Source organism: Photobacterium kasasachensis (genome assembly GCF_050336885.1).
Lineage (GTDB): Bacteria > Pseudomonadota > Gammaproteobacteria > Enterobacterales > Vibrionaceae > Photobacterium > Photobacterium kasasachensis.
Genome location: NZ_JAKJSH010000010.1, coordinates 157,127 through 184,117, shown reverse-complemented (window position 1 = coordinate 184,117; position 26,991 = coordinate 157,127). Strand labels below are relative to the sequence as shown.

Sequence of the window (26,991 nt, the reverse complement as noted above, 5' to 3'; positions counted from 1 at the left end):
GACCTTTGTATGAACGAGTACTTGAATGCAGCTATTGAACTGAATATCAATAAGTTAATATTGACGAAACGACAAAGGCAGCGACTTCACATCGCTGCCTGATAAGTATCAAGATACTTTACCTGTTACTTGACGCTGACCTTATTGGCCATAGTCATAGCGGTACCGAACTTGCCACCGGCAGCGATGATCTGGTGTACGCCATCTTCATCGGTATCGGTAGAGTTGCTACCCTTGATTTGGTTCTCACCGGAATCGCCCATCCATTCGGCAAGCTGCATACCACCGTTGATAACGCTGCGGAACCAGCTTACATAACGATCAGTCAGCATCGACAATTCAAGTGCAGGTTCGTTCTCGCCTTCTTCATTTTTCAGGTGAGAAATTGCCTCACGCAGACCACCGGAAATCGCTGCAGCCGTATACGGCGTATGGATTGTCGCTTTGCCCGGAACCGTTGCCCATGTGCCAATGTTTTCGTCAAACATGTTCTTCTCTACCGCCAGATAAATAGAACGTGCTGCTTGCTTGTATTTCACATCGTCTGTTGCAAGGTAGGCAGCCACCAAACCACGAATTGCCGCAAACTGCGCATCCAGTGATTTTTCCTTGGTTAGCTTGTTGACGGTATTCAACGTTACGCCATCAAATACCAGGCCATCTTTTCCTGTTAGCTGGTTAATGATGAAATCAGCCTGACCTTTGATCATTGCCAATGCTTCTTTACCTGCTGCTGACTTCAGATCCACATCACTGGCTTCCGCCGATGCGTAACCAACCGGCAGTGCATCTTTGGCACGCTGGTAAATTGACAGGGCAACAATTGAGTAAGCGGCATCGTAAGTATCAACCTTGCTGCCTTGCTTGCCGTCTTTGTATTCAGTAACAAAAGTACCCTGTTCTTTGTTGTAGTGCAGAGCAGCAATGTTTTTGAACAATAGGTTTGAGATATTGTTAGCCAATGAGAACGCATCATCCGCTACCACATCATTGTTTTCACTCACATCAATATTCGCCGCAGGTGCTGCGGCAAATGGCGCACCATCAAAGACGGACAGGAATGCCGGGTTCTGGGCACTGTTTGCTGTGCGCTGATCACTGAAGGCATAGAATTCAGCCACCGGCCATAGCATTGACCAGGTATCACGCAGTGTTGATGCGCTATCTGTTACTTTCAGACCGGCAATCGACTTAACACCGTTGTTGGTGCCTTCGGTAACCGCCACTTTATGTGCAAACCAGACAGGGCCTTTGGCCGGGTCGTAATCCGGGCCGAATTTAACGCCCAGGTTCTTACCGTCAAAACCAAGCTGCTGCTGCATGATCTGCAGCTTATCAATCGACATTTCTGTCAGCATCATACCGTTGAAGCCATCGGCTGCGGATACACCCAGGCTGTGCTTGCCGTCGTGATCCATCGTCGCAGAATCTGCTTCAACTTCTTCGTCAGTGTCGGTAACGTGCATACCACCAAGGAAGTCCTGTGACCACATGACTTCTTTCAGCAGGATACCGCCTGTTGCTGCCGGGTTAAATGACTTGTCGAAAGTCGATTCATCCCATGCCAATGTTTTGTAATCACGGAAATACGCAGGTACTACAGTCTGAACTGTTTTGCTGGCACCTTTAGCGGTGACAATCTCTACTTCATCACCATTTACCGTTGTCGTATCAGGCTTCTGTACGAACTCTGGGTTACCTGATACATAAGGAATAGAAATCGGGTACATGTTCTGCGGAATTTCACCTGCAGGAAAGCCAACGGCTTCTGCCATCTCGATAACGCGCTTACCCAAGTCGGCTAACTTACCACCGCGGGCACGGTTAACCGGACCATTTACAAGGTGCGGACCCATTGTCGACTGGTAGTTAAGCGCATACATCGCTTCTTCAGAGTACTCGTAGCTTTCAATACCAGCAGCAAAATCAAAAGGGGTTGGATCATTGGCCAGATTTGGATCAAGTACATCCAGATCCAAACCGAGTGATTCTGCTAGCGGTTCTCCCGACAGCTCAAACTCGGTATAGGCTAAAAAGCTACCTGCTGGTTGGTGTGTTTTATCTAAGACTTTCACTTGGGCTGATGCACTTGCTGTTGTAAACACAGCTGCTGCAATAGCAATGCTAAGAACTGACTTCTTCACTACTTTTCCTTTTTATTCTATTTATCTGCAACAAATTGAACTTGCAAACCTATTCCGACAGGACATAAAACGAGAACGATTTGCATTCTATATGTTTCAGAATGTAAATCAAGTAAGTGAGAGTCATTATCATTTTTATTATTGATCAAAATCAATATTTGAGATGCATGTTATAAGTCTGCATGCATATTACTGATTCTCCGAGGTTATTGCTTGTGATGCTGAAGAAATAAGAGGCCCAAGCTCCCAGCCTCTAACACAGTGTGCAACTAATCAGCATTCTTTCACCGTATTCTCTTTGTACTGAAAAATACGCCTATATAATGGACGTATCGATAATAACCATAACTATCTTGCTCATAAGAGAAATTAAATGCCTTCACATCTGCCCAAAGGCTTTAGCGGCCCGTTTTTAAAATTGTTTCACATTCTCGAAGCCATCTTGCTCGTGGCCATCACCCTGGCCACGGTTGTTGCCATGGTGAGAGAGTTTGTTCATGTCTATGTGAATAAAGAAATCCTATTGACCGACATCTTGCTGATGTTCATTTATCTGGAAGTACTGGCCATGGTTCAGCAATTTGTGGCTAACGGTAAGATTCCGGTGCGCTATCCAATTTACATAGCAATAATGGCCATTGCGCGATACATCACGCTGGGAATGAAAGAACTGGATGGGATATTTGTCGTCTGGTTGGCATTGGCTGCCTTTATTCTGGCTGCTGCCACTCTGATGATCCGCATCGGTCATCACTACTGGCCGTATGAGCGCGTCACTGATCCGACGAAGACACAATCAGAAGACTAGGTATACAGAAAGGCATACTAACAAAGAATAAAATAAAGGGAGCTGCTGCTCCCTTTACTTGTTCGTACACGATCATTGCCTCACATTTTTCTGCAGCTTCTTTTTATAATAGTTAAGCGCCCGCTCCACTGCCCTTTCATGCATCTTTTCTCTTAGTTTTTCGAAGTCGACTTTTCTTTCCACACGCTCCCCCTACATGCAACAGAGAACATTCAACCAACATCACTAAGCCTAGTATAAAATACTGAAGTATATGGCTTTTTCATCATTATTAAGAAAAGAAACAAGAGCAGTATGTCAAAACGGAATACAAATTCAGTTTATAACAACAAAAAAATGCCAGCCGGATCAACTCGGCTGGCATTGTAATTATAATTTTTTACTGTTTCTATACAATCACTTGCGCAATGGTATAGCCAATAGTACATGCTGATACGACACCAATTACGAAGTGATTGGCACAGGCTTCCGGTTCGCTGAAATACGCTTTATTCCCCCCGAACTCAGTAGCTCTGGCTGCCTGTGCCCTTTTGTAACAGTTTACGTTTCTTATTTATTCCTCATGGCAACTCTTATGCAATGGAGAATTCTTCGTGCTTAATACGGTTCATGTATGAATTCACCGCGAAAGCAAGGATACAAAGCCCCAGTCCCCATAACCAAATTGGCAATATACCTACTGATAGTGCATAACCAATACAAGTAGCAGTAAACACGCCAATGAAGCCAGGGATCAAGAAACTGTGGTTCAGAACATACTTGCCTATTTTTGTTGTTCCTGAGCGGTCGAAAGTAATTGCGGCAAGATCTGATGGATAGAATGGGAAGAAGTAATATGCATAACAAGCTGGAAGCACACCGATTAGTACTTCAGCCGGAATACCCAACGCAAAACCTAGTGGTAACATGATAGTAAGAACGGCGGCTTGGCTCTTCAAAAATATCGAAGAAACATACATTGCAATAGCAAAGGTCCAAGGGTGTGTCTTAACCACATCTTCAACAAGGCTTATGATGTAAGGTTTATTGAAAGAAATTATTGTGTCACTCATCCATGCGATACCAAAGATGATAATGACCGCGCTCATACCGGCAACAAAAACATTTGTTTTGACAATCTTTTTCGGATCAACATTGGTCGTTAACAGAATAATTGCACCGACTGACAACATCAGGAACTGGAGAGCTGTTGATGTTTTAACACCGTCAGGAAGTAAACCAATGTCTTTACCGAACATTGCCACGCAGATAACCACTAAAATACCGAGTAAGAAGACACTTAATCCCATCTTCGCTTCTTTATTATTAACCGGAGCATTCTGAGTGTTGGATGTATCTGATTTATCAATTAGTTGTGCTTTAAACTGAGGGTCTTCACATCTTTGCAAAAACTCTTGGTCATGCTGCAGCTCTTTACCGCGTTTAAGACTCCAAGTTGCTGCAATTAATACACCTGTAAGCGTAGCTGGGATGGTTACCATAAGCACTTGGCCCAACGAGATATCCAGATTGTTTGTGGCTGCTGTTGCCATTACCACTGCCGCTGCTGCTGCAATTGGACTTGCCGTAATACCCATTTGAGACGCAACAGTCGATATTGCCATCGGCCTTTCGGGACGAATTCCTCGTTTGATACTCACATCATAAATTACTGGTAGCAAAGGGTAAACAGAGTGGCCTGTTCCAACCATAACGGTTAGGCAGTAGGTACAAAGAGGCCCGAGGAAGACAATTTTTGAAGGATGTTTTCTTAACAGTTTTTCTGCGTAATTAACTAATAGCTTCAATCCTCCGGTCGCTTCTAGCGTCGCCGAAGCAGCAACCACAGCAAGGATGATCAGCATAACACCGATTGGAGGTTTGCCCGGTGCAATACCAAAGACAAACGATAGAATAGATACGCCTAATCCACCGAGCAGACCAAAAGCGATGCCTCCGTACCGGATACCGATAAAAATAACGGCGAGCAACAACATCATGTGAACAAAGAACATATTTTTTCCTTAAATATAGAGTAATTTGTCTTTTAAATAAGATCACTGGGATACCAGGTAAGGCTTTTTGAACTGGTAGCAATCTTGATTAATAAATTATGAAGCCAACAACCATGCAGTCGTGTAACGCGCAATTTTACCTGCTACACCTGTAAGGAATTTCAGGCATAGAGGAGCGCACATGCCACTACCAAGAATGGCTGGAATGTTTTTCAATGCTGCTTTGTTAAGCACATTGGTGAATACGCCCTACCACTTTAGTAGGATTGTTATGTTTTTTTGTAGTCTACCAACACTTGCCGACCGGAAGATTGAGTACCTTGCTAATGTAACTATTTTAGGCTTTTGTAACTTTTGTAAGTGATAGTTTGGTGAGGAGGTTTAGAAGAGGCTCCGACGGAAAAACGGTCGATTCATTATTTCTGATCCAGGCACATATTAATTCCAGAAGATAAGCATTTATAAATATGCTTGAAAGGGAGCGCCATTCCTACACAAATTTTGCTTTCATTGAATTCCCAGAGGAAGCTCTGAATCATGCATCTTGAAGTGGTTTGGGTATATACTGTCCCCGTCACTAATATTGCTATTCTAAGAACTATCATGAAACTTAAGAGTTATCTGATCTTAACCATCGTTGCAGCTACCTCTTTTCTTGTTATCATCGTAACCACCGCCATCTATTTTTTACTACAAAATTCGTATCAGGAAGGCATTCAGGCGCGAGGTCTGGAGCTTGCTCGCGTGGTTGCACATGATCCCATGGTCATTAAGGCGGTTGATGCCCAAAATAAGCAGCAGAAATACGATTTACAGGATTATGTGGAAGATATTAGAGCGCGTACCGATGCTTCCTATATCGTGGTCGTTGATAAAGAAACCATTCGTTTGAGCCACCCCACACCAGATAAAGTCGGTAAGTATTTTATCGGTGACGACATTAAACCCGCAATAGAACAAGGTGATGAATTCAGTAGTGTGGCATCTGGATCACTCGGTAAAGCTATCCGTAATTTTTCGCCAGTTCTTTTAGATGGCGAAGTCATTGGTGCAGTCTGTATCGGGTATTTATATGAAAAAACAACCGATATTTTTTTTAAACAATATGGTCATATTGGCATGCTTATCGGCGTGGTCTATTTGCTTGGTATTGGCATTACAGGCGCGTTCATGTTCAAGATGAAACGTACATTCTTGGACTATGAGCCAGAATTTATTGTGAACAAATTCCGCGAACATGAGATGGTACTCGATAGTATTCGTGACGCTATTGTTGCGGTTGATAACAACATGAAAATTACCACCATCAATAACAGCGCAATTAAAATGCTTTCTATGGGGGTACTGGATCGCTATGACTATGTGAACCACTCTTTATCGCGTTATTCCAAGTCGTTAAGTCATTTGGTTCTCGCAAGTCAAGGGGCATTCCAGCAAGAGGAATTCAATATTGGCAAATTAAGCTACAAAGCCAATGTTTATCCGATCAACACCCCGAGAGGCTCGCAGGGGCATGTCGTCGTATTCTTCACAAACCTTGATCCAAATGAGCTTGAACGTGAAGTCACGTCCTTGAACAGTTATGCCGAATTGCTCCGCAGTAAAACACATGAGTATTCCAATAAGCTCAATGTACTTTCGGGCATGCTACAAATCGGTAAGTACGATGAAGCCGTTGACTTTATTCAACAAGAAACCGACCGTTATCAATCTATAATTCACAATATTGTCATGTCGGTAACAGATAGTGCCGTTGCTGGCCTGTTGCTCGCTAAATTTAATAAAGCGTCAGAAACCGGTGTGAAATTCACGATCGATATGGATACAAATTTGTCGAGTTACGAGAAGAATATCTCAGAAAAACTCGTCACAATGGTAGGTAACCTGATCGATAATGCCTTACTCGCATCATGGCAAAACAGAGAGAATGCGGAACCTGAAGTACATGTGTATCTGAGCGATCGTAGTAATCACATCATTTTAGAAGTTCAAGACAGCGGAGCAGGCGTGCCCGAAGATATTACCGATCACATTTTAGAGTTCGGTGTAAGCTCTAAGCTCGACGATGAACAGAGCGGTATTGGCTTATACTTGGTCAAGCAGCTGGTCGATTACTTTCATGGAAGTATTGATTGGGAACGCACAGAGCAACACACAACGCTATTCAGTATTTACTTAGATAAAAATGAAGTCGCTAATGATGACTAAAACTACTGTAATGATTATTGAAGATGATAGTCGAGCCAGCTACACCCTCGAATCAACCATCAATCAACACCCAAACTTCACGGTGGTTGCAGCTAGCGAAAGCTGTGCAGATGCATTGTTGCAATACGGGGCATTCAAACCAACACTAATTTTTGTCGATATCACGCTGCCCGATGGCAATGGTATTGATGTTATTCGCCAACTGCGCGAGCAAAACGCAGATTGTGATTTCATTATGACCACTGCCGAACGAGAAACCGCAACGGTTGAAAAAGCCGTTCAGCTTGGTGTTAGAGATTATTTGGTCAAGCCGATCCGCATGTCTCGGGTCAACCAAGCCCTTGACGACTATAAACAGTACAAACAAAAACTAGCGCGCGCTGCAACCGTTGATCAAGGTGATATCGACCAGATATTCCGTAAAACGCCAGTAAAGCAATTACGCCAGACACCGAAAGGGATTGATGCAACAACGCTTGCTTCATTACAGGCGATTTTGCATGCCGATAAGCCACACGACTTTTCTGCCGATGATATTGGCAAGCGCATGAATGTCAGCCGCATTACGGCAAGGCGTTATCTGGAGTTTTTAGAGTCGGAAGGCATGATCCGCTTAGTTCTAAACTACAAAACTGGCGGTCGTCCTCGCCGTTTGTATCAGATGGTCGAGTAACGGGGTATACCAATAAGCCCGGCTTGAACCGGGCTTAAACGCATTAGCAAAGTCTGATGTTCTTACCTACACATCAGACTTTGCAGGTTTAGGGCACTCCTTGGCATGACACAAATTAGCATCAATATCTTGATTACCAAGCAGGCGTAGCCACAGTGCCGGCAGATGCTTAGGCCTTACATTCGGGCTCTCCAGTTGAACAGGGAGAGCGGAAGACCACGCCCCGTTACTGTCCAGCGTCGCAAACACAAACTTGAACGGCAGATATTCCACCATTCCCAGTCGCAAATCTGTAGCCGTCAGGCTCTCACCTACCTGCTCGTATTTTACAAACTGACTGGTAAAGTCTTCCAGCATAACCAGGTGCTGCGGTTTCTCGTCCAGTGTCCAGTGGCCGCGATCCTTGGCAATGAAATCGATGGTCTTATCTTTGTCCAGCAAAGACGTTAGCCCTTCCCAATAGGTGTCGTCATCTAACACTACAACACGCCACAATACGGTATTGATAGGCGTCGGTGCGATAAATACAGGCTTGTCCGCCATCGGCGTATTAGCTAACTGGTCTTGTACTCGCCCCTCGACAATATTAAGCGCGATAACAGACCAACACAGATACAAGCTGGATATCACCAGGCCGATACCGCACAACCTTGCCATCTTCCTTCGCCACAAAAGACTGCCGACCACCATAACGAGCAACGGCACAGTATAGAGGGGATCGATAATAAAGATACTGGACACCGCGACACTGACTGGCAGAGGCCACAGCAACTGAGTGCCGTACGAGGTAAAGGCGTCCAACAACGGATGAGTAATAAGACACGCTGCAATCAGTAGCCACAGCTGTGTAAAGCCAAACTGCGTAGGCCGCCACTTCTGCCAGCACCACGCCAGTAACAACGAGAACGGTAGCAGAACAAAAACTGAGTGGCTGAAACCCCGGTGCTTCACCATATCCGACACGGGATCACCATAGTTCATCAGCACATCCAAATCAGGCAGGGTGCCAAGAGCGGCACCAGCCAAAAGTACTTTGGGCGAACATTTCTTTCCTGCCACCAAACCCGCAACAGCGGCACCTAATGCGGCTTGAGTCACTGAATCCAACTTTTTCTCCTTTTCAGCCAGGTTATTTATATGGATATATATCGTTTTTTATCTTTTTATCTGGCCGTTATTCTCAGCTAATTCGACACACCTTATCAAAAATAGTCACCAAAGGACAAAGTGCGTATAACAAGTAAAGTAAACAAAAGTAAAACTATGGGTTTGGTCGCAGTTCAGCACCATTGAATTCGCTACTTTAAATCAGGCAACATCAATTCACTCTGACAAAGGGAAGATGTATATGCCAACAAAAGTTTCTGAATACATGACACGCAAAGTCATCACCATCCAGCCTGAGGCCGGCCTTCGCGAAGCCTTTTTTTTGATGCGCGACGAAGCGATCCGCCATTTACCGGTAACGAATGAAGCAGGCGAGCTGATAGGCATTGTCAGTGACCGCGAGCTGCGCCGTCCGGGCTGGGTTGATGAATCACCGGATATCGGTCACGAATACGACCTGACCGACGATCTGCATATCGGTGATGTCATGATCAGAGATATAGTGCACGTTCGTACCTATGACACACTGACCAAAGCGGTCGGTACCCTGCTCGACTACCACGTTGGAGCTGCACCTGTACTGGATAAAACAGGCGATTTGGTCGGCATGCTGTCAGCCGTAGACCTACTCAAAGCCTTCCAGAATACCCTGGAGACGCAAAAGTCGAACAAGAAAAACAGAAGTCTGGCCTGACGTCTAAAAGAACACGGGCAAAAGAAAATGAGGGTCACACGAAAAAGGCTTGCCATAATGGCAAGCCTTTCAGTATGACACGAGATCCAATATACAGACTGATTAGTTAAACAGCCCTTTCAGGAGCTTATCAGCCACTTTTTTCACCTCGTCATCTTTGGCCTTGTCGCCAAGTAACTTCTCAAGCCCACGCTCGACTTCCTTCTGTGCCTTTTTCTCCAGCTCATTGTTCTGCTTCAGCAGACCTGCCAGATCCATCGAAAACTTAGGCTCAGTCCAGTTACCTTTGACATCAATCGGCACCGTCAGATCTGCCACTTCGTCCACCTGCTTGCCGCCCTGACCTTTGCTGGTCGCAACAACCGAAGTGTTCACCTTGAAGTCGATTGCTTCACTGACAAGGTTGGTATGACCTTTACCCGCTATACGCAGCAGTGGAGAATCAAGGTCCAAATTCGTGGTTGATGCCTTGCCCGCACCCAGTTTGATGGTTGCAATCATTGCAGAGAAATCGGTTTTCTTCTCTTCTTTTACATACTCAGCTTTCTTGCCTTTCAGTGTCGCTCTGGCTTCACGGATCATCTCTGGCACATTCACCCCGTAAACCGCACCGTCAGCAAAGTTAATATCGACCGTACCGGTGATATTTTCACGGATACGTTTTTCGGCCAATCCGGTGCCCGCAAGGTTCATCGTGATATCACCCTTACCCGCCAATACATCGTTGTCGGCAACATCAATCATCAGTGGCTGAACCTGAACACCACGGATCCTATTCGTCACTTTGTACGTAGGCAGCTTGCCGTTGGCATTCAGAGTCGCCTGCATATTGATATTACCGTCATACAAATTAGCACTGAACTGCTTGAGGTTAAGTACGCCTTTGGCTATTTTCACATCCACCAGCACATTGGCCAGCTTAGCATTCGCTGCTTTGAATTTGCCCAGCTTGACGGTACCGGCAACATCCAGCCCCTTCAATGCCGACAGATCCAGTTCTTTATTCTTATCTGCAGCCGGTGCTGGATCTGCTGTAGTTCCGGCGGTTGTCGAGCCTGCACCGTTTTCACCACCAACCTGGGTCGCATCTTTCTTGTCTAGGCCAAGGAAGCTATCAAGATCAATATTGTCGCTATTAACTGCAAAACGGATAACCGGAATGTCAGCCGCCTTGAACGAGCCTTCACCATTGACACTGATTTCATCAACGTCTGCCTTAAACTGTGACAGGGTTGCCATACCCTTGCTGACGTCATATTCCGCATCAGCATTAAGTTTTACAGCCATCTCAGGACGAGGCAATGCCGCCCCTTTCAAGCCGGACTCCAGAGCCAACGCCTGCAGCTGAACCAAATCAAAGGCCTCGCTTAACTTCAAGCGAGTCTCGCCCTTGGCATCAAATGCCAGATCAGGCACTTCGCCTTTTGCAGCAAATGTCACAGCCGACCAGTCACCGGCTTTGAATTTGTCCACAGCCAGGCTCAATGACTGAATATCATTGACCGGGTCTTTGGCCGTAGCGGCCAGCTGCAGATTCTTCAGCTCGGCATTATTCAGTGCCGGCACGATAAATAGCTCAGTAGCACCGCTGGCGGTAAAGGCCAGCTCGCCATTTTGTCCCGCCACATCAAAGTCGAGCTGGGTCCATTCTCCTGGCGCAAAACGGTTCAGGGTAAGGTTCAACGCACTGATTGAGGTAAAGGTACCGGTCTGCTCATCACGAATCTCAGCACTGGCATTGACCAGTTCGACACCTTCAAGGCTGATGGTCCATGGCTGCCCTGATTCCTGAGAGGTTGGCTCCTGAGATGATGGAGCAGGCTCAGAAGCTGTGCCTGTCTCGGATGCTGCCGTTGGCTGGCTTGACGTAGTCTCCAACTGCTGCTCCTGGGTCGCTGGCTGCCCGAGCCCGTCAAGGTTGCTCACACCGTCTTTACGTGTCTGGATAAAGACACGGCCGTCTTGCAAGCTGACATGCCCTATTTCAAGATGACGGGAGAAAAGCGGGACAACGGATACCGACAGCTCGGCACTGCCTAGCTGAACCAAATTTGGCTCGGCAAAGCCTTGCGGATTGCGAAACTCGGTTTGGCCCAGAGTAAAACCGATACTCGGAAAGAAACGCCAACCAATATCCCCGCTGATCACCAGATCACGCCCAGTCGCCTTCTTCACCTGCTCGGTGATCAATGGCTTAAACTGATTTGGGTCAACCAGTGCCAGTAATGCACCGATCCCCACAACGATAACAACTACAATTGCCAGTACGGCATACAAAAGCTTTTTCATCGTGTCCTCGTGTTATCCGTCCACTCTAAATAGGGTTACAAGCCTATGGGTATTTCCAGAGCCCGTTCCTGATATATCCAAGCAGTCATTTGATGTAACTTGGGTATACGACAGCAAATAGATGTATTAGTTTTTAATTATCTGTTATTAGAGCAAAAAAATAGGCAGCCGTTAAGGCTGCCTATCAAATATTGTCATTTCCAGTCAAGGTAGGCGCTGCCTGCCTCATTGCCAATGCTACGATTTCAGCAATCGAGCAATATGTGCCTTCAGCACGTCGATGGCAATACGGTTTTTACCACCGCGTGGAACAATAATATCAGCGTACTGTTTAGACGGTTCAATAAACTGCATGAACATAGGGCGTACCGTCTTTTGGTACTGCTCAAGTACCGACTCCATCGTACGGTCACGTTCAGCAACATCACGCTGAAGACGACGTAGCAAACAGATATCAAGCGGTGTATCCATAAAGACACTCGCATGCATGATTTCGCGCAGACGCGGATCGGTCAGCAGCAAGATACCTTCCAGAATGATCACCTTCTTAGGTGTCATCGGCGTGGTTTCTTCCATGCGGGTGTGCTCGCTGTAACTATACTGCGGTACTTCAACCGCATTACCTTCAACCAGCATCTGCAAGTGATCACAAAGCAAATCATGATCCAAGGCATTCGGATGATCGTAATTGGTCTTGACCCGCTCTTCCATGGTCAGGTGACTTTGATCGTTATAGTAACAATCTTCCGTGATAACACCGATCTGATGATCGCCGACTTTTTCTTTTAGCTCTTTATAAACTGTACTGGCAATCAGACTTTTACCGGACGCAGAAGCGCCTGCGATACCGATAATGACGCATTGGTGTGAGTTTTCAGACATATCAGAAAGCACCTGTAAGACAACGTAGCGAGGTGGAAATACTCATTTAAACAACTATCTGCTTTTACATCGTAAACCAGATAATTGTGCGAATAGGTATAATTAAACCGCCTGATTATAGGGATTTTCGTGGCCAGATGCCAACAAAAATGCGACACCCGGCACGATTAACTACAAAGTTTACATAATTGTTGCAAGAAAAGGATTACATTGTGCGAATTGTAATCTGCTCGGCAATCGGCTGACCCTGCCAGAACAAGCGGCTGGCCACCTGACCCGCCAAGTCAATATAAGCCGCAGCCTGCTCCGAATCCGGCGACGAGGCAACCGTCGGTCTGCCGCTGTCGATATCTTCCCGGATCTTGATATGCAGCGGCAACTGCGCCAGCAAGGGAACAGAATAGTCTTTCGCCATACGCTCAGCACCGCCGGTACCGAAAATCGGCTCATGATGGCCGCAGTTACTGCAAATGTGGTAGCTCATATTTTCCACGACCCCCACAACAGGCACGTCGACCTTTTCAAACATGTTGATCCCCTTGATGGCATCAGCCAACGCCAGATCCTGCGGCGTGGTGATCACCACGGCCCCGGTAACCGGGATCTGCTGGGCCAATGTTAGCTGGATATCGCCAGTGCCCGGTGGCATATCGACGACCAGATAATCCAGATCAGGCCACCAGGTTTCAGTAATAATCTGAGTCAGCGCCTTGGAAGCCATAGGTCCGCGCCAAATCGTCGCGCTGTCAGCCGGCACCAGGTAGCCCACCGAATTGGTAAACAATCCACACGACTCTATCGGCAACATCATCTTGCCGTCGGGTGATTGTGGCTTCTCATCCACGGTTCCCAGCATCATGGGAACCGACGGGCCGTAGATATCGGCATCCAGCAAGCCCACCTTGGCTCCTTGCTTCTCCAGCCCCAGGGCCAGGTTAACCGCAGTTGTCGATTTACCCACCCCGCCCTTGGCCGAGCTGACCACAATAATATTCTTTACCCCACGCAGCGGTGTCTTCTCGCCGGTTGCCAGAGGCGCAACCCGGGTCGTTACGTCAAACGTCATACTCTGGGCAACATGATGAAGCTGCTGCTGGGTAATAATCCAATGCTCTAGCAGCTCTATCACCGAGTTGGCGGCAAACGGCAGCGTGATCGACACAACGCCCTGAGCCGATACCGACACAACCTTTGGCGTGTCGGCCCACTCATGATGCAGCCATGGATGCTCGAACTGATTCAGCCAACGGCAGATATCAGCCACACTCTCAAATCGGATCATTGAATCACTACTCATCGTTTTTAGCGCTCCATTATGGTTGTTCCCATCCATCGTACCACCAAAGCCTATTTATCGCCGCTATTTAGCGTGATTATCACTGGATGATGCTAGGCAATACGCTGTCCATCAGGTACTATTTGAGGCTACATTTTTTTACCCATCATGAGCGAAATAAGTAATTATGGCTGCAAATCCAAGAAAAATTCTGGTGACCTGCGCCCTACCGTACGCTAACGGTTCGATCCACTTGGGACACATGCTTGAGCATGTGCAAGCGGATATCTGGGTGCGCTATCAGCGCCTTCGCGGCAACGAAGTTCATTTCATCTGTGCAGACGATGCACACGGTACTCCAATCATGCTTAAGGCCCAGCAGATGGGTATGGAACCTGAGCAGATGATTGCCGAAGTGAGCAAAGAGCACCAGGCCGACTTTGCTGGCTTCGATATTAGCTTTGACAACTACCACAGCACACATTCCGACGAGAACCGTGAGCTGGCGTCGTTCGTTTACACTCAGCTAAAAGAGAAAGGCTTTATTACCAGCCGTACGATCTCTCAGCTATTCGATCCTGAAAAGGAAATGTTCCTGCCAGATCGCTTCGTAAAAGGGACCTGCCCGAAATGTAAGGCAGAAGACCAGTACGGCGATAACTGTGACAACTGTGGCGAAACTTACAGCCCGACGGATCTTATCGAACCAAAATCTGCTGTTTCCGGCGCGACACCGGTAATGAAGGATTCCGAGCACTTCTTCTTTGACCTGCCTCAGTTCGAAGGCATGCTGCAAGAGTGGACCAAATCAGGTGCACTGCAGGACGAAACCGCCAACAAGATGCAGGAATGGTTCGAGTCTGGCCTACAGCAATGGGATATCTCGCGTGATGCGCCGTACTTCGGCTTCGAGATCCCGGGTGAAACGGGCAAGTACTTCTACGTATGGCTGGATGCACCAATCGGCTATATGGGCTCATTCAAGAACCTGTGTGACAAGCGTGATGACCTGAACTTCGACGAGTACTGGAACAAGGACAGCTCAACCGAGCTTTACCACTTCATCGGTAAAGACATTGTCTACTTCCACAGCCTGTTCTGGCCTGCAATGCTTGACGGTGCTGGTCTGCGCAAACCAAACAATGTCTTCGTTCACGGCTACGTTACTGTAAACGGCGCGAAGATGTCGAAATCGAAAGGTACCTTTATTAAAGCCGGTACTTATCTGCAGCATCTGGACCCAGAATGCCTGCGTTACTACTACGCGGCCAAGCTGAATAACCGTATTGACGATCTTGACCTTAACCTTGAAGATTTCACCCAGCGTGTAAACAGCGATGTCGTGAACAAGATTGTCAACCTGGCATCACGTAATGCCGGTTTCATTGCCAAGCGCTTCGAAGGCAAGCTGTCAGACAGTTTTGCTGAGCCTGAGCTATATGCCGAGTTTGTTGCCGCCTCTGATCGCATCGCTGAGCTTTACGAGAACCGTGAATACAGCCGTGCAATCCGCGAAATCACGGCACTGGCAGACAAGGCTAACCAGTACGTTGACGAAAAAGCCCCATGGGTTGTTGCCAAACAAGAAGGCAAAGATCAGGAGCTGCAGGAAATCTGTTCTGTCGGCATTAACCTGTTCCGCGTACTGATGACCTACCTGAAGCCTGTTATGCCTCAGCTTGCTGAGCGCACAGAGGGCTTCCTGAACGAGACCCTGACCTGGGAAGGTATTGCCCAGCCGCTGACTGGCCACGAAGTGACTAAGTTCAAGGCGCTGTTCAACCGCATCGATGCCAAGAAAGTTGAAGCTATGGTTGAATCTTCAAAAGAAGATGCCGCAGCAGAAATGGCAGCTAAAGAAAAAGCAGAAGCAGCGAAGACAGAAACTGAGCTAAGCAAAGAACCAATCGCAGACGAAATCGAGTTCGATGACTTTGCTAAAGTGGATCTTCGCATTGCGAAAATCGTGTCTTGCGAATCTGTGCCTAAAGCCAACAAGCTACTTAAGCTTGAGCTAGACCTAGGTGGCGAGACTCGCCAAGTATTCGCAGGTATCAAGTCGGCCTACAGCCCTGAAGACCTAATTGGCAAGCACACTGTAATGGTGGCTAACCTCAAGCCGCGTAAGATGAAGTTCGGCATGTCTGAAGGTATGGTACTGGCAGCGGGCCCTGGTGGTGAAGATCTGTGGATCCTTGAACCACACGAAGGTGCGCAGCCTGGTATGCGTGTGATGTAATTTTTATGCACAATTAACGCAATAATAAAGGAGCTTCGGCTCCTTTTTTTATTCAGCGAGCAATGGTTGCCAACCACTGGCAAATTGTTTCCAACTCACTGATTATCTGTAGATATTCCAAATTTATTAACCTTATCATTACCTACCAAACAGCAGACAGCTTCATAGGATATTTTCTCGGCAAAAACAGATGTTAACGACTATTTTTATCATGACGATAAATTTCGCTTTTATTCGGTATAAACGCCACTGATATTCGCTATTACCGATACAGCAGCACAAAAACTGTATATATATCAACCGGTAGGTTAATGCTTGGTTAAATTTAATGTTTTCGGAATACCATTCTGCATCAGAAAGTGTGATCTGAAACATACCTTTGAATTTTGCACAGCATTTTACTTCGCTTTAACACCTAAACTGCTGTTAACCTGCTCCGCGCTCTGGTGAATGATTTACAGAGTGAATAATTATAAGGAGTGTTCATTTCATGCCAACACAAAAAAAGAAAATGTCCCTGACTGGCCGAGTGATTCTCGGCATGCTGCTGGGCATCTTGACAGGATTCGCTATTCGCTCCCTTTTTGCTGAGACTTCATTTGTACACGAATATCTAGTGAATGGCCTGTTTGACGTTGGTGGTGCGATCTTCATTGCTAGCTTAAAAATGCTGGTTGTGCCTTTAGTATTTGTTTCTTTGGTTTGTGGTACCAGTACGCTGAACGATATCAGCACGCTAGGTCGCCTCGGGGGCAAAACCTTGTTGTTCTATCTAACAACAACAGCGATTGCCATCACCCTTGCACTGACCATGGGTAACCTGTTCCAACCTGGAGCCGGTGCCGATCTTTCTGCCGCAACAACGTTTGCAGCCAAAGAAGCCCCTTCATTGGGTGATGTCATCATCGGAATGTTCCCGACGAACCCAATCAACTCTATGGCCCAAGGCAATACACTTCAAATTATCGTGTTTGCTATTCTGTTCGGTATTGCCATTAGTGCTGCCGGCAAGCCTGGTGAGCGTATTGCTGCTGTCTTTGCCGATCTTAACGAAGTCATCATGAAGCTGGTCGCGCTGCTGATGCATATTGCGCCTTACGGTGTCTTCTTCCTGATGGCGAAACTGTTCACAGGAATCGGCCTTGATGCCATCTACAACCTGTTTGGCTACTTCGTGGTCCTAACTTGTACCCTGTTGATTCACGGTCTGGTTGTATACAGCACAATGCTGAAGGTATTCACCGGTTTGAGCCCGAAGACATTCTTGAAAAAGATGGAAGATGCAATCATGTTTGCCTTCTCCACGGCTTCGTCAAACGCAACCATTCCTGTAACGATGGAAACAGCGACCAAACGTCTTGGTGCTTCTAACCGTATCGCTTCGTTTACCGTACCACTAGGTGCAACCATCAACATGGATGGCACTGCAATCATGCAGGGTGTTGCGACAGCGTTCATTGCTCAGGCTTTCAACATTGACCTGACAATGGGTGACTACATGGCAGTCATCGTTACAGCAACACTTGCCTCTATCGGTACAGCTGGTGTTCCGGGCGTCGGCCTGATCATGCTGGCAATGGTACTGAGCCAGGTAGGCCTGCCAGTTGAAGGTATCGCGATTATCATGGGTGTCGACCGACTACTTGATATGATCCGTACTGCCGTCAACATCACTGGTGACAGTGCGGTAACCTGTATTGTGGCCAAGTCTGAAGGTGAGCTGGATGTTAATCGATTCAATGACCCGGCAGCAGGCGAGAAAGATGAAGAAGTCCATCTTCACCCGCAAGCCAAAACAGCCAGCTTCGACTAACAGTCAACGCTTGACTATAGCGGCAACATAGCAAATCCCATTAAAAGCCCCGCAAGGGGCTTTTTTGCACCATTAGGAAACATACTTGCCCCATCAACGCCCAAGGTTTTGAGCTTGATAAACAATCAAACGGTAACCAGCTGATAAATATAAAAAAATAAACCATGCCGACAGATTATTCAACGGCACACTTATTGCGTTATTCCCTCTATGAAGCACCATTGATGCTGGAGGGAAAATGCTTATCATGTCATTGATTATTGGAGTTGTGTTTAGTCTCGGCTATTACACCTACCATGTAAGGCAGAGCAATTCACTGCTGCAAAACCGCTTTAACCAGGTGATCGGCCTACGCCAGCTTATTCATCTGTTACGCTTTCACCGTCGTCAGACTCACCAGTTGCTGAATACCAGCGGGAGTTTCCTTGGAAAGGAGCAACCTTTAAACGAATCACTGGCAATCCAGAGCCTGCTTCGGACTCTAATCAGCCAGGCTGAGCACTCGCAAAAGCCCATGTACCGGATATTAATGAAGCGCATTACATCATTACTGGACGAGTGGCCAAGGTATTCTTTACAGCGAAATCAGGCTGTTCACGGCAAGGCCATCCGTCATGTCCTGTACCTGATTGATGACACCATCACCCAGAGCCTGCTGGCTGCTGACAAAGAACATGTCTTTCAACAATACCAGTCGACCTGGCCTGTCACTCTAAACGCTATCGACAGTTTGAGCCGTTTTCGCCACACTATTCACAGCTATCATCCGAACAGTACGGCGATAAAGCGCGAACTCGGTTTACATACCCAGATCCTGCGCCGGCGTCTCGGCCAGATGACAGTTAGAAGCAGCAACCCTGCTCCGCCACTTATTATTGAGGCACTGTTTGATCAGTTCGACAAGATTGACCTGGACAACCCGGACCCGGGTCTGGTCAAAGAACAGCTTTATCATTTTTCTCTGCAGGTATCAGAGACAATCTTCAACCTATTCGATCTGGTACTCGGTGATATCGGCAAAGAAGTTTCGATCAGACTTCCCGAGCTCCCTGTCGATGCCAGCAATGTAGTCAAGCTACCTCCGTCTGTTCAGGGCGTTGACAGTTCAAAACAAAAAAACCCAGCCTAGGCTGGGTTTTTATTAAACAAAAGCGGCAATTAACCGATATGTGTTTCACCGTTCATGTACTTGCGCAGTACTTCAGGGATCATAATGCGACCATCTGCTTCCTGATTGTTTTCAAGAATCGCAACCATGGTACGGCCAACAGCCAGACCAGAACCGTTCAGTGTATGAACAAGCTCTGGCTTCTTCTCGCCCTTACGACGGAAACGAGCCTGCATACGGCGAGCCTGGAAATCCCACATGTTTGAACAAGAAGAGATTTCACGGTAAGTTTCTTGAGCAGGAACCCATACTTCAAGATCGTATGTTTTCGCTGCACCGAAGCCCATGTCACCAGTACAAAGAACCACTTTACGGTAAGGAAGTTCTAGCAACTGAAGAACTTTCTCAGCATGGCCAGTCAGCTCTTCCAGTGCCGCCATTGAATCTTCAGGCTTAGTGATCTGTACCAGCTCTACTTTGTCGAACTGGTGCATACGGATCAAGCCACGGGTATCACGACCGTAAGAGCCCGCTTCAGAACGGAAACACGGCGTATGTGCCGTCATCTTAAGCGGTAGCTCAGCTTCGTCTGTAATGGTATCGCGAACCATGTTGGTCACAGGTACTTCCGCAGTCGGAATCAGTGACATACCTACACCTTCTTCAGTTGCAGGCTTGGTGTGGAACAGATCTTCACCAAATTTAGGTAGCTGACCAGTACCGAATAGGCTGTCTTTGTTCACCAGGTATGGTACATACATCTCGGTGTAACCATGCTCGTCAGTGTGAAGATCCAGCATAAACTGGGCAATCGCACGGTGCAGGCGAGCAAACTTGCCTTTCATCACGATAAAGCGCGAACCAGAGATCTTAACTGCACTTGCAAAGTCAAGACCGTCTGCCAGCTCGCCAAGATCAACGTGATCTTTAACTTCAAAGTCGTAAGTCTTAGGCTGACCCCAACGAGACACTTCAACATTCTCGTCTTCGTCTTTCCCTGCAGGAACACTGTCATCCGGCAGGTTAGGCACAGAAAGCGTAATATCCTGAAGCTCAATTTGAAGCTCAGCTAGCGCCTTTTTCGCTTCATCCAGCTCACCGCCAAGGTTGGCGACTTCAGCCAGAATCTTTTCAGCAGCTTCGTGATCGCCTTTAGCTTTAGCTTGACCAATCGACTTCGATCGCGAGTTACGCAAAGCCTGTAGCTCTTCAGTCTTAACTTGAAGGGACTTACGTTGCTCTTCTAGGTTGCGTAATTTTTCTACGTCAAGGGTAAAACCACGACGTGCGAGTTTTGCAGCTGTTTCATCCAGCTCAGTTCGAAGTAATTTAGAATCTAGCATGCTAATCCTGTGCTCTTAATATTCTGAAATGCACGTTATTTAGACAATTCTTGTCAAAATAATCTTAGGTTTACGAAACGCCAGTCAATCTGGCGTCAATTGTTCAACGATACCCAAAAAGCCTTATTATTGGTAGCGCTTTAATGCGCTTTTTGCATCTAAAGAAGCAAGATAATCCAACTTTTCGGCAATTTTAGTTTCCAAACCGCGATTTGTTGGGTGATAGTAGCGTGTACCTTCCATTTCCGGCGGGAAGTAACACTCACCGGCCGCATAGGCACCCGGCTCATCATGGGCATAGCGGTATTCTGCACCATAACCCAGATCCTTCATTAGCCGCGTAGGGGCATTACGCAAATGATTAGGGACCTCGTAGTCTGGATGGTTCATCGCATCCGCCTTCGCTTGCTTGAATGCTGTATAGACCGCATTGCTTTTCGGCGCACTGGCAAGGTAGATAATTGCCTGCGCAATGGCACGCTCCCCTTCGTAGGCCCCAACCCGGGTAAAACAGTCCCAGGCCGAGATAGCCACCTGCATCGCCCGGGGATCCGCATTACCGATATCCTCGGAAGCGATCGCCAGCAGACGTCGAGCCACATAGAGAGGATCACAACCGGCCTGCAACATACGGGCGAACCAGTACAGGGCTCCGTCGGGGCTTGAACCGCGAATCGACTTATGCACGGCGGAGATCATGTCGTACCAAAGGTCACCCTTGTTGTCGAAACGAGCGATTTTCTCACCCGCCACCTCTGCAAGCAGCGACAAAGTGATCGGCTTGATGCCTTTTTCGTTCTCTTCTGCCATGTCGATGAGCTGCTCGAGATAGTTCAGCGACATACGCGCATCACCACACACCAGATCAGCCAGCCTTTCTTTTACATCATCGACAAACTCAAGGTTGGTTTCGCTGATCCCGCGTTCAGTATCCGTCAAGGCCTGTTCGATAACCTCGAGAATGTCTGTCGACTCCAGCGACTTGAGCTTGTAGACACGGGCCCGTGACAGCAGTGCGTTATTCAGCTCAAACGACGGATTCTCTGTCGTGGCACCGATAAACGTCACGGTGCCATCTTCAATATGAGGCAAGAACGCATCTTGCTGACTTTTATTGAAACGGTGCACCTCGTCGACAAACAAGATGGTCCGTCGTCCGGCCATTTTGTTATCACGGGCTTTGTCGATAGCGGCCCGGATATCTTTCACCCCGGAGGTGACGGCCGATACACGCTCGACTTCGGCATTGGCATAATTAGCAGCCACTTCGGCCAGTGTTGTCTTGCCTGTCCCCGGCGGCCCCCAGAGGATCATCGAGTGGAGATGACCGGCTTCAAGCGCACGCCTGAGAGGCTTTCCCTCGCCCAGAATATGGCGCTGACCGATATATTCCTCAACCGTACGTGGCCTCATACGTGCAGCCAGCGGGCGAAAATCTGACGAGAAATCGAGGCTGAAGTTATTCAAAATAACAGCTCCTTAAAACGAAATTAGGCGGCACAAGGGTGCCACCTAAGAAAAGGGCGAACGGCAGTTCCGGTGTTAGTTACGCTGATCGTCAAGCTCTACACCTTTTGGCGGTGTGAACTTAAACAGGTCGCTCGGTTGCGCTTTACCGCTGAACTTACTGAACGAGAAGTTGCTGCGTTGGCCGTCCTGCTCAACCACCGAGAAACTACGTACTTCACCACTCTTGGCAACCGTCACCACGAACTTGCCCATCGAAGAGGTGCGATCTTTCGGCGTCAGGGTAAAGGTATCGGCAGTCTGGGCAACGTTGTATTTCGCCCAGTCAGCTGTATTGTTTCGGGTTAGCAGCACAAACGGAGTTTGTTCAGTCGCATCGGCAAGCCACATCGCTGTCACCTGCTCGATAAATGGACTGTAGTACCAGAGTGTCTTGCCATCCGAGATCAACAGGTTTTCATCCGGCATCACCGTATTCCAGCGAAACAGGTTTGGACGCTGAATCGCAACATCCCCTTCCCCTTCCACCAGCAAATCACCTTCCGGGCTAATGACTTTTTGCTTAAATTCGGCACTGAAAGCATTCACTTTGCCCAGCCTTGTACTCAGCTCCTGCTGCGGCGTTGCCCATGCAGCGGAAGATAAGAAAACAGGGGCTGCGACAAGCAGACTTACTAATACTTTTTTTATCATTATGACTTAACCTTTTCGGTTCAAAACTGTTCAAATCGTTTATTTACTGTCTCCAAAACCGCTCGGAAACAATTATTAACTTCGGTTACCACGCAGGCCCGGCTATATCAGGTAATCCCCTGATATAGCCTAGTCCTGTGGGGGTGGCGGTGGTGCCAACACCTCACGGTTGCCATTATGCCCCGGGGCACTGACGATACCATGCGCTTCCAGCTGCTCGACAATTCGCGCCGCCCGGTTGTAACCAATCTTAAATTTACGCTGCACGCCCGATACAGAGCCTCGGCGAGATTCGGCAACAAACGCCGCCACCTGATCAAACAACTGGTCGAGATCATCGTCACCGCCACCAGCAGCCTCGCCCGGTAGCAAGCCTTCAGCCCCCTGATCAGCATTCAGAATACCGTCGATATACTGCGGCTTCCCGCGAGCTTTCCAGTCATTAACCACATTGTGGACATCATCATCAGAGGCAAATGCGCCGTGAACTCGGACAGGATGGTTTTTACCTGCAGGCAGGTACAGCATATCACCCATGCCCAGCAAGGACTCCGCCCCGCCCTGGTCCAAAATGGTTCTAGAGTCCGTCTTGGTCGATACCGTAAAGGCCATCCGGCTTGGAATATTCGCCTTAATCAAACCGGTTATCACATCAACTGACGGACGCTGAGTCGCCAGTACCAGGTGGATGCCAGCCGCACGTGCCTTCTGAGCCAGACGGGCAATCAGCTCTTCAACCTTCTTGCCGACAACCATCATCAAATCAGCGAACTCATCGACAATAACCACAATGCTTGGCATTTTTTCAAGCATTGGCGGATATTCATCCATACTGTCTCCCGGTTTCCACAACGGATCGTGGATCGGGTGGCCAGCCGCTGCCGCTTCTGCCAGCTTGGCGTTATAGCCTGCCAGATTACGTACTCCAACCGCAGCCATCAGTTTGTATCGGCGCTCCATTTCCCCGACACACCAGCGCAGGGCGTTACCGGCATCTTTCATGTCAGTAACAACTTCGGTCAGCAAGTGCGGGATACCTTCGTAAATGGAAAGCTCCAGCATTTTCGGGTCAATCATGATGAAACGACAATCTTCAGGCTTACACTTATACAGCAAGCTGACGATCATTACGTTCACACCCACCGACTTACCCGAGCCCGTGGTACCGGCTACCAACAAGTGCGGCATCTTGCTCAGGTCGGCGACAATCGCTTCTCCGGCAATATCATAGCCAAGCACAATCGGCAGGGCTGCCTTCATATCCTGGAACCGCTCGCTGCCCACTACTTCGGACATGTAGACAGTTTCGCGATTGACGTTTGGCAGCTCCAGACCAATGTAAGGCTTGCCCGGAATCACTTCGACCACACGTACCGCAGAAGCTGACAGTGCCCTGGCCAAGTCTTTCGCCAGGCCGGAAATTCGGCTGACCTTCACACCCGGCGCCAAATCCAGCTCGTAACGGGTGATTACCGGCCCCGGATAGACTCCCACGACCTTGGCTTTAATTTTATAGTCAGCCAATTTTGATTCGACCAGCATGGCCGTTTGTTTCAGTTCCTCTTCACTGGCCGGTTCGACGGTCTGTCGCGCCGGAGCCAGCAAATCAAGGGTCGGCATCGGTGTTGTCGGCACCGGTAAATCCGCTTCTTTCTTCATCAGGAACGGATTATCCAACCCTGCCGCATGAGCCTGTGCCTTCTGGGCATCGCGGATCTTCTGCAAGAATGCTTCCTCGTCACTGACATCGCTATCATCTGCAACACCGCTTTCCTGCTCGGCACGCTCCAGTTCCGACATGCCGTCGTGGACACCAATCTCGATATCATCGGAGGCAGGCATCACCTCCGGCGTCACAACTTCAGGCTGCGAGTCTGCAACGCTTGGGATCGGCTGACTCTCTTCCGATACTACGGATCCCATCTGAACTGAATGTGAACCTGGCTCGGTAGCTGCCGACTCAATAACCGCTGGCTGTGGCTGCAAGACTTCAGGTTCATCAAATTCGGATTCTGTTATAACGGCCTCAGGCGTAACAGGCTGCATTGTTACAGATTGTGTTGCTACAGGCGGTGTTGCAGGCTGCGAGGCGGTTTGGACAACAGGCTCTGGCAAAGGCTCAGCGAAAGTGGTGCTGTCATCAGCAACTACGCTTTGCATAGCGTCCGTGTCAATGGTCGGCAAGGTATCTTGCTCATCCATATAGACCGTGAAATTTTCGTCCTTATCGAGTTCTCGCTCAAGCTCAGCAATCGTGAGTCCCTTAGCCTTTTGCGGTTGCCTGCTCGTTATCGGCTCAGGTTGCCTATTCTCTGATAATATAGACTCATGCTGTACTGGCGACTCGATGCTGTCCATCTCCGAATGCGCCGCAGTCAGCTCGACAAGTTCTTCTACCTGACCATCGACCAGCACATCCTCGACGGTAATTGCATCAGAGTGAACGACCGGGCTAGGCTTTAAGCGCTCTGGCATAACAATCTTGGGCGAGGACGGCGCATCGTTCCACGCTTGTTCGGAAAACTGCGGCTCTGTACGTGACTCTCTGCATGTCTCTCGGCGTGGTTCTCTGCGCTCAACAGTATTATCGGCTGCACTTGGCTTGCTCGATGAAGCCAGCAGAATATCATCGGCATCCGGCGCTTCAGCCTGGCTTTCCTGGGCTAACTGAGAGGCATAAGCGGTCTGCTGCTCGTCCGGAATATCTGCGGCAAATGGTGTCAGCACCTCCGATTTGTCCGAACGCACCTTGTTAAGCAACCAGGCCAATGCTCCCAGAGTTGTCTCCCCCAAGGTATCGACAATGGTCAGCCAGGAAATGCCGGTAAACAGCGTAAAGCCCACCGCCCAGACAAACATCAGTACCAATGTCGTTCCAAGCAGATTAAGCACCGGCAGGGCCATATTTGAGACAACATCGCCAACTACACCACCGGAGGAAAAGTACCAGATATCATCGAAGTTAAGATCAGCCAGCCCGCAGCTGGTCAGAAACAACAGCAACAGGCCCAGCAGCCGGGTACCATAAATCATGAAGTCGATGGTATCGCGCTCACCGCGCCGACGAAAAATAACCCATGCCCCCAGTACAATCGCCGCAGGTAATGGGTAGGCCAGCGAACCAAGGGTAAACAGAAAAGTATCTGCTACCAGTGCACCCAAGGCACCGGCTTTGTTTTGCACGGGCCCTTCCCAGGCCGTTTGTGACCACGAAGGATCGGCAGGATCAAAACTTACCAGGGCAACCATGATAAAAATCGCGGCCAATATGCCTATGATCAGAAAGCTTTCTAGCAGACGCTGTCCCCCAGAAAGGCGTATTTTTGGCTGCTGTGTGCCTTTAACTTTCCTCAAAAAACACTCCGGTGTAACAATTGTTGTCGCCTGGTTCCCTATCAGCCATTGCGCAAGGCTTTGCACTATTGATTATGGTGATTAACTGGTGCAAAAGGCTGTCGGTCAGGTCAATTTAAATCTAGTGCCCTATCTTATACCACTTGTCGTCTTTTTTTGACTATTACAAGAAAAGTGGGAGCAAAGCACTAAACTCACGAGATTTCTCTGTCGCGCAGAAAAGCAAATGCCATTGTAAACATTTGTCGAAAGGAAAGATTCATCAGAGTGTTAATTCAGCGCGGCAGGTGGCGAATTATTGTGCATATGGTGAGTTTTGTAGGGGATAAAACAAATCAAGCGGCCTAGGCCGCTTAATTTATGACCGTCAGAACGGCAATGTCGTGTAGAATTAGCGAGTCTTGATAACCAGGTTGTTGGTCTGCTTCACTTCTTCCATAACGACATAGGTACGGGTGTCATTTACGCCAGGCAAGCGTAGCAGGGTTTCACCCAGCAGCTTACGGTACGCTGACATATCTGATACGCGAGTTTTCAACAGGTAGTCGAAATCACCAGATACCAAGTGACATTCCTGAATGTCTTCCAGCTCTTGAACAGACTTGTTGAACTGTTCAAATACATCTGGCGCACCGCGGTTAAGCGTAATTTCAACGAAAACCAGCAGTGATGCATCAAGAAATTGGGGATTTAGCAGAGCCGTATAGCCGCTAATGTACCCTTGACGCTCCAGTCGACGAACACGTTCGAGACATGGAGTTGGAGATAAGCCTACACGTTTTGATAACTCAACATTTGAGATACGACCGTCTTTTTGCAGTTCATTCAATATGTTACGGTCAATTCTATCCAATTCCTTGGATGGTTTCTTTTTGGTATCTACCATTTTTTATTCCACC

The 26,991-nt window shown here is 48.0% G+C and carries 18 protein-coding genes; 7 read left to right on the top strand and 11 right to left on the bottom strand.

Translation table 11 applies throughout. The features are described 5' to 3' along the window. Positions 1 to 125 precede the first annotated feature (125 nt). The gene (locus tag L4D19_RS15505; protein ID WP_428453181.1) at positions 126 to 2,144 is read right to left on the bottom strand and encodes a hypothetical protein; all 2,019 of its coding nucleotides are present in this window, start codon (positions 2,142 to 2,144) and stop codon (positions 126 to 128) included. 373 nt (positions 2,145 to 2,517) lie between these two features. On the opposite strand from L4D19_RS15505, the gene L4D19_RS15500 reads away from it, so the two are divergent. After that, positions 2,518 to 2,952 carry a phosphate-starvation-inducible protein PsiE gene (locus tag L4D19_RS15500; protein WP_428453180.1) on the top strand — a complete coding sequence of 145 codons (435 nt, stop codon included), beginning with the start codon at positions 2,518 to 2,520 and terminating at the stop codon, positions 2,950 to 2,952. Between the two features lie 572 nt (positions 2,953 to 3,524). Here L4D19_RS15500 and L4D19_RS15495 read toward each other — a convergent pair. Beyond that, positions 3,525 to 4,946, bottom strand: a complete 1,422-nt coding sequence (locus L4D19_RS15495; protein WP_428453179.1) for an anaerobic C4-dicarboxylate transporter — start codon at positions 4,944 to 4,946, stop codon at positions 3,525 to 3,527. Between the two features lie 537 nt (positions 4,947 to 5,483). Here L4D19_RS15495 and L4D19_RS15490 point away from each other — a divergent pair. Further along, positions 5,484 to 7,154: an ATP-binding protein gene (locus L4D19_RS15490; RefSeq protein ID WP_428453178.1), complete on the top strand. Its 1,671-nt coding sequence runs from the start codon at positions 5,484 to 5,486 to the stop codon at positions 7,152 to 7,154. Continuing rightward, a complete protein-coding gene (locus tag L4D19_RS15485; RefSeq protein WP_428453177.1) occupies positions 7,144 to 7,827 on the top strand; it encodes a response regulator in 684 nt (227 codons plus the stop codon). The genes L4D19_RS15490 and L4D19_RS15485 overlap by 11 nt, the downstream gene beginning before the upstream one ends. Before the next feature lie 66 nt (positions 7,828 to 7,893). Here the strand turns inward: L4D19_RS15485 and L4D19_RS15480 are convergent, their stop codons facing one another. Beyond that, a complete protein-coding gene (locus L4D19_RS15480; protein WP_428453176.1) occupies positions 7,894 to 8,934 on the bottom strand; it encodes a metal-dependent hydrolase in 1,041 nt (346 codons plus the stop codon). 241 nt (positions 8,935 to 9,175) lie between these two features. On the opposite strand from L4D19_RS15480, the gene L4D19_RS15475 reads away from it, so the two are divergent. Next, on the top strand, positions 9,176 to 9,628 hold the full coding sequence (locus L4D19_RS15475; protein ID WP_160648539.1) for a CBS domain-containing protein: 453 nt from the start codon (positions 9,176 to 9,178) through the stop codon (positions 9,626 to 9,628). Between the two features lie 102 nt (positions 9,629 to 9,730). Here the strand turns inward: L4D19_RS15475 and L4D19_RS15470 are convergent, their stop codons facing one another. From L4D19_RS15470 to apbC, 3 genes are all read right to left on the bottom strand, one after another. Then, positions 9,731 to 11,917 (bottom strand): AsmA family protein, encoded by a 2,187-nt coding sequence (locus L4D19_RS15470; RefSeq protein ID WP_428453175.1) that lies wholly within the window; start codon positions 11,915 to 11,917, stop codon positions 9,731 to 9,733. A 237-nt stretch (positions 11,918 to 12,154) separates the two neighbouring features. Beyond that, entirely contained in the window at positions 12,155 to 12,799 is a 645-nt protein-coding gene (gene udk / locus L4D19_RS15465; RefSeq protein WP_160648541.1) for a uridine kinase, read from the bottom strand. Between the two features lie 205 nt (positions 12,800 to 13,004). After that, positions 13,005 to 14,096 carry an iron-sulfur cluster carrier protein ApbC gene (gene apbC / locus L4D19_RS15460; RefSeq protein WP_428453174.1) on the bottom strand — a complete coding sequence of 364 codons (1,092 nt, stop codon included), beginning with the start codon at positions 14,094 to 14,096 and terminating at the stop codon, positions 13,005 to 13,007. A gap of 166 nt (positions 14,097 to 14,262) precedes the next feature. Between apbC and metG the strand changes: the two genes are divergently transcribed. From metG to L4D19_RS15445, 3 genes are all read left to right on the top strand, one after another. Further along, positions 14,263 to 16,314 carry a methionine--tRNA ligase gene (gene metG, locus L4D19_RS15455; RefSeq protein WP_428453173.1) on the top strand — a complete coding sequence of 684 codons (2,052 nt, stop codon included), beginning with the start codon at positions 14,263 to 14,265 and terminating at the stop codon, positions 16,312 to 16,314. Positions 16,315 to 16,804: 490 nt separating this feature from the next. Then, positions 16,805 to 18,127: a dicarboxylate/amino acid:cation symporter gene (locus L4D19_RS15450; RefSeq protein ID WP_160648543.1), complete on the top strand. Its 1,323-nt coding sequence runs from the start codon at positions 16,805 to 16,807 to the stop codon at positions 18,125 to 18,127. Positions 18,128 to 18,374: 247 nt separating this feature from the next. Beyond that, the gene (locus L4D19_RS15445) at positions 18,375 to 19,256 is read left to right on the top strand and encodes a hypothetical protein (protein ID WP_428453172.1); all 882 of its coding nucleotides are present in this window, start codon (positions 18,375 to 18,377) and stop codon (positions 19,254 to 19,256) included. Between the two features lie 29 nt (positions 19,257 to 19,285). Here L4D19_RS15445 and serS read toward each other — a convergent pair whose 3' ends face one another. From serS to lrp, 5 genes are all read right to left on the bottom strand, one after another. Further along, on the bottom strand, positions 19,286 to 20,578 hold the full coding sequence (gene serS / locus L4D19_RS15440) for a serine--tRNA ligase (protein ID WP_428453171.1): 1,293 nt from the start codon (positions 20,576 to 20,578) through the stop codon (positions 19,286 to 19,288). Positions 20,579 to 20,704: 126 nt separating this feature from the next. Further along, positions 20,705 to 22,045, bottom strand: a complete 1,341-nt coding sequence (locus L4D19_RS15435; RefSeq protein ID WP_428453170.1) for a replication-associated recombination protein A — start codon at positions 22,043 to 22,045, stop codon at positions 20,705 to 20,707. 75 nt (positions 22,046 to 22,120) lie between these two features. After that, the gene (gene lolA / locus L4D19_RS15430) at positions 22,121 to 22,735 is read right to left on the bottom strand and encodes an outer membrane lipoprotein periplasmic chaperone LolA (RefSeq protein WP_489685918.1); all 615 of its coding nucleotides are present in this window, start codon (positions 22,733 to 22,735) and stop codon (positions 22,121 to 22,123) included. A 132-nt stretch (positions 22,736 to 22,867) separates the two neighbouring features. After that, positions 22,868 to 26,092 (bottom strand): DNA translocase FtsK 4TM domain-containing protein, encoded by a 3,225-nt coding sequence (locus tag L4D19_RS15425; protein WP_428453169.1) that lies wholly within the window; start codon positions 26,090 to 26,092, stop codon positions 22,868 to 22,870. A gap of 391 nt (positions 26,093 to 26,483) precedes the next feature. Continuing rightward, positions 26,484 to 26,978, bottom strand: a complete 495-nt coding sequence (gene lrp, locus L4D19_RS15420; RefSeq protein ID WP_007467256.1) for a leucine-responsive transcriptional regulator Lrp — start codon at positions 26,976 to 26,978, stop codon at positions 26,484 to 26,486. Positions 26,979 to 26,991 lie beyond the last annotated feature (13 nt).

Excerpts from the sequence above, each read along its gene's own strand:
- L4D19_RS15495 (WP_428453179.1), bottom strand. The coding sequence starts at position 4,946 with ATGTTCTTTGTTCACATGATGTTGTTGCTCGCCGTTATTTTTATCGGT.
- L4D19_RS15490 (WP_428453178.1), top strand. The coding sequence starts at position 5,484 with ATGCATCTTGAAGTGGTTTGGGTATATACTGTCCCCGTCACTAATATT.
- apbC (WP_428453174.1), bottom strand. The coding sequence starts at position 14,096 with ATGAGTAGTGATTCAATGATCCGATTTGAGAGTGTGGCTGATATCTGC.
- L4D19_RS15500 (WP_428453180.1), top strand. The coding sequence starts at position 2,518 with ATGCCTTCACATCTGCCCAAAGGCTTTAGCGGCCCGTTTTTAAAATTG.
- L4D19_RS15445 (WP_428453172.1), top strand. The coding sequence starts at position 18,375 with ATGTCATTGATTATTGGAGTTGTGTTTAGTCTCGGCTATTACACCTAC.
- lrp (WP_007467256.1), bottom strand. The coding sequence starts at position 26,978 with ATGGTAGATACCAAAAAGAAACCATCCAAGGAATTGGATAGAATTGAC.
- L4D19_RS15475 (WP_160648539.1), top strand. The coding sequence starts at position 9,176 with ATGCCAACAAAAGTTTCTGAATACATGACACGCAAAGTCATCACCATC.
- serS (WP_428453171.1), bottom strand. The coding sequence starts at position 20,578 with ATGCTAGATTCTAAATTACTTCGAACTGAGCTGGATGAAACAGCTGCA.
- metG (WP_428453173.1), top strand. The coding sequence starts at position 14,263 with ATGGCTGCAAATCCAAGAAAAATTCTGGTGACCTGCGCCCTACCGTAC.
- L4D19_RS15470 (WP_428453175.1), bottom strand. The coding sequence starts at position 11,917 with ATGAAAAAGCTTTTGTATGCCGTACTGGCAATTGTAGTTGTTATCGTT.
- udk (WP_160648541.1), bottom strand. The coding sequence starts at position 12,799 with ATGTCTGAAAACTCACACCAATGCGTCATTATCGGTATCGCAGGCGCT.
- L4D19_RS15485 (WP_428453177.1), top strand. The coding sequence starts at position 7,144 with ATGATGACTAAAACTACTGTAATGATTATTGAAGATGATAGTCGAGCC.
- L4D19_RS15450 (WP_160648543.1), top strand. The coding sequence starts at position 16,805 with ATGCCAACACAAAAAAAGAAAATGTCCCTGACTGGCCGAGTGATTCTC.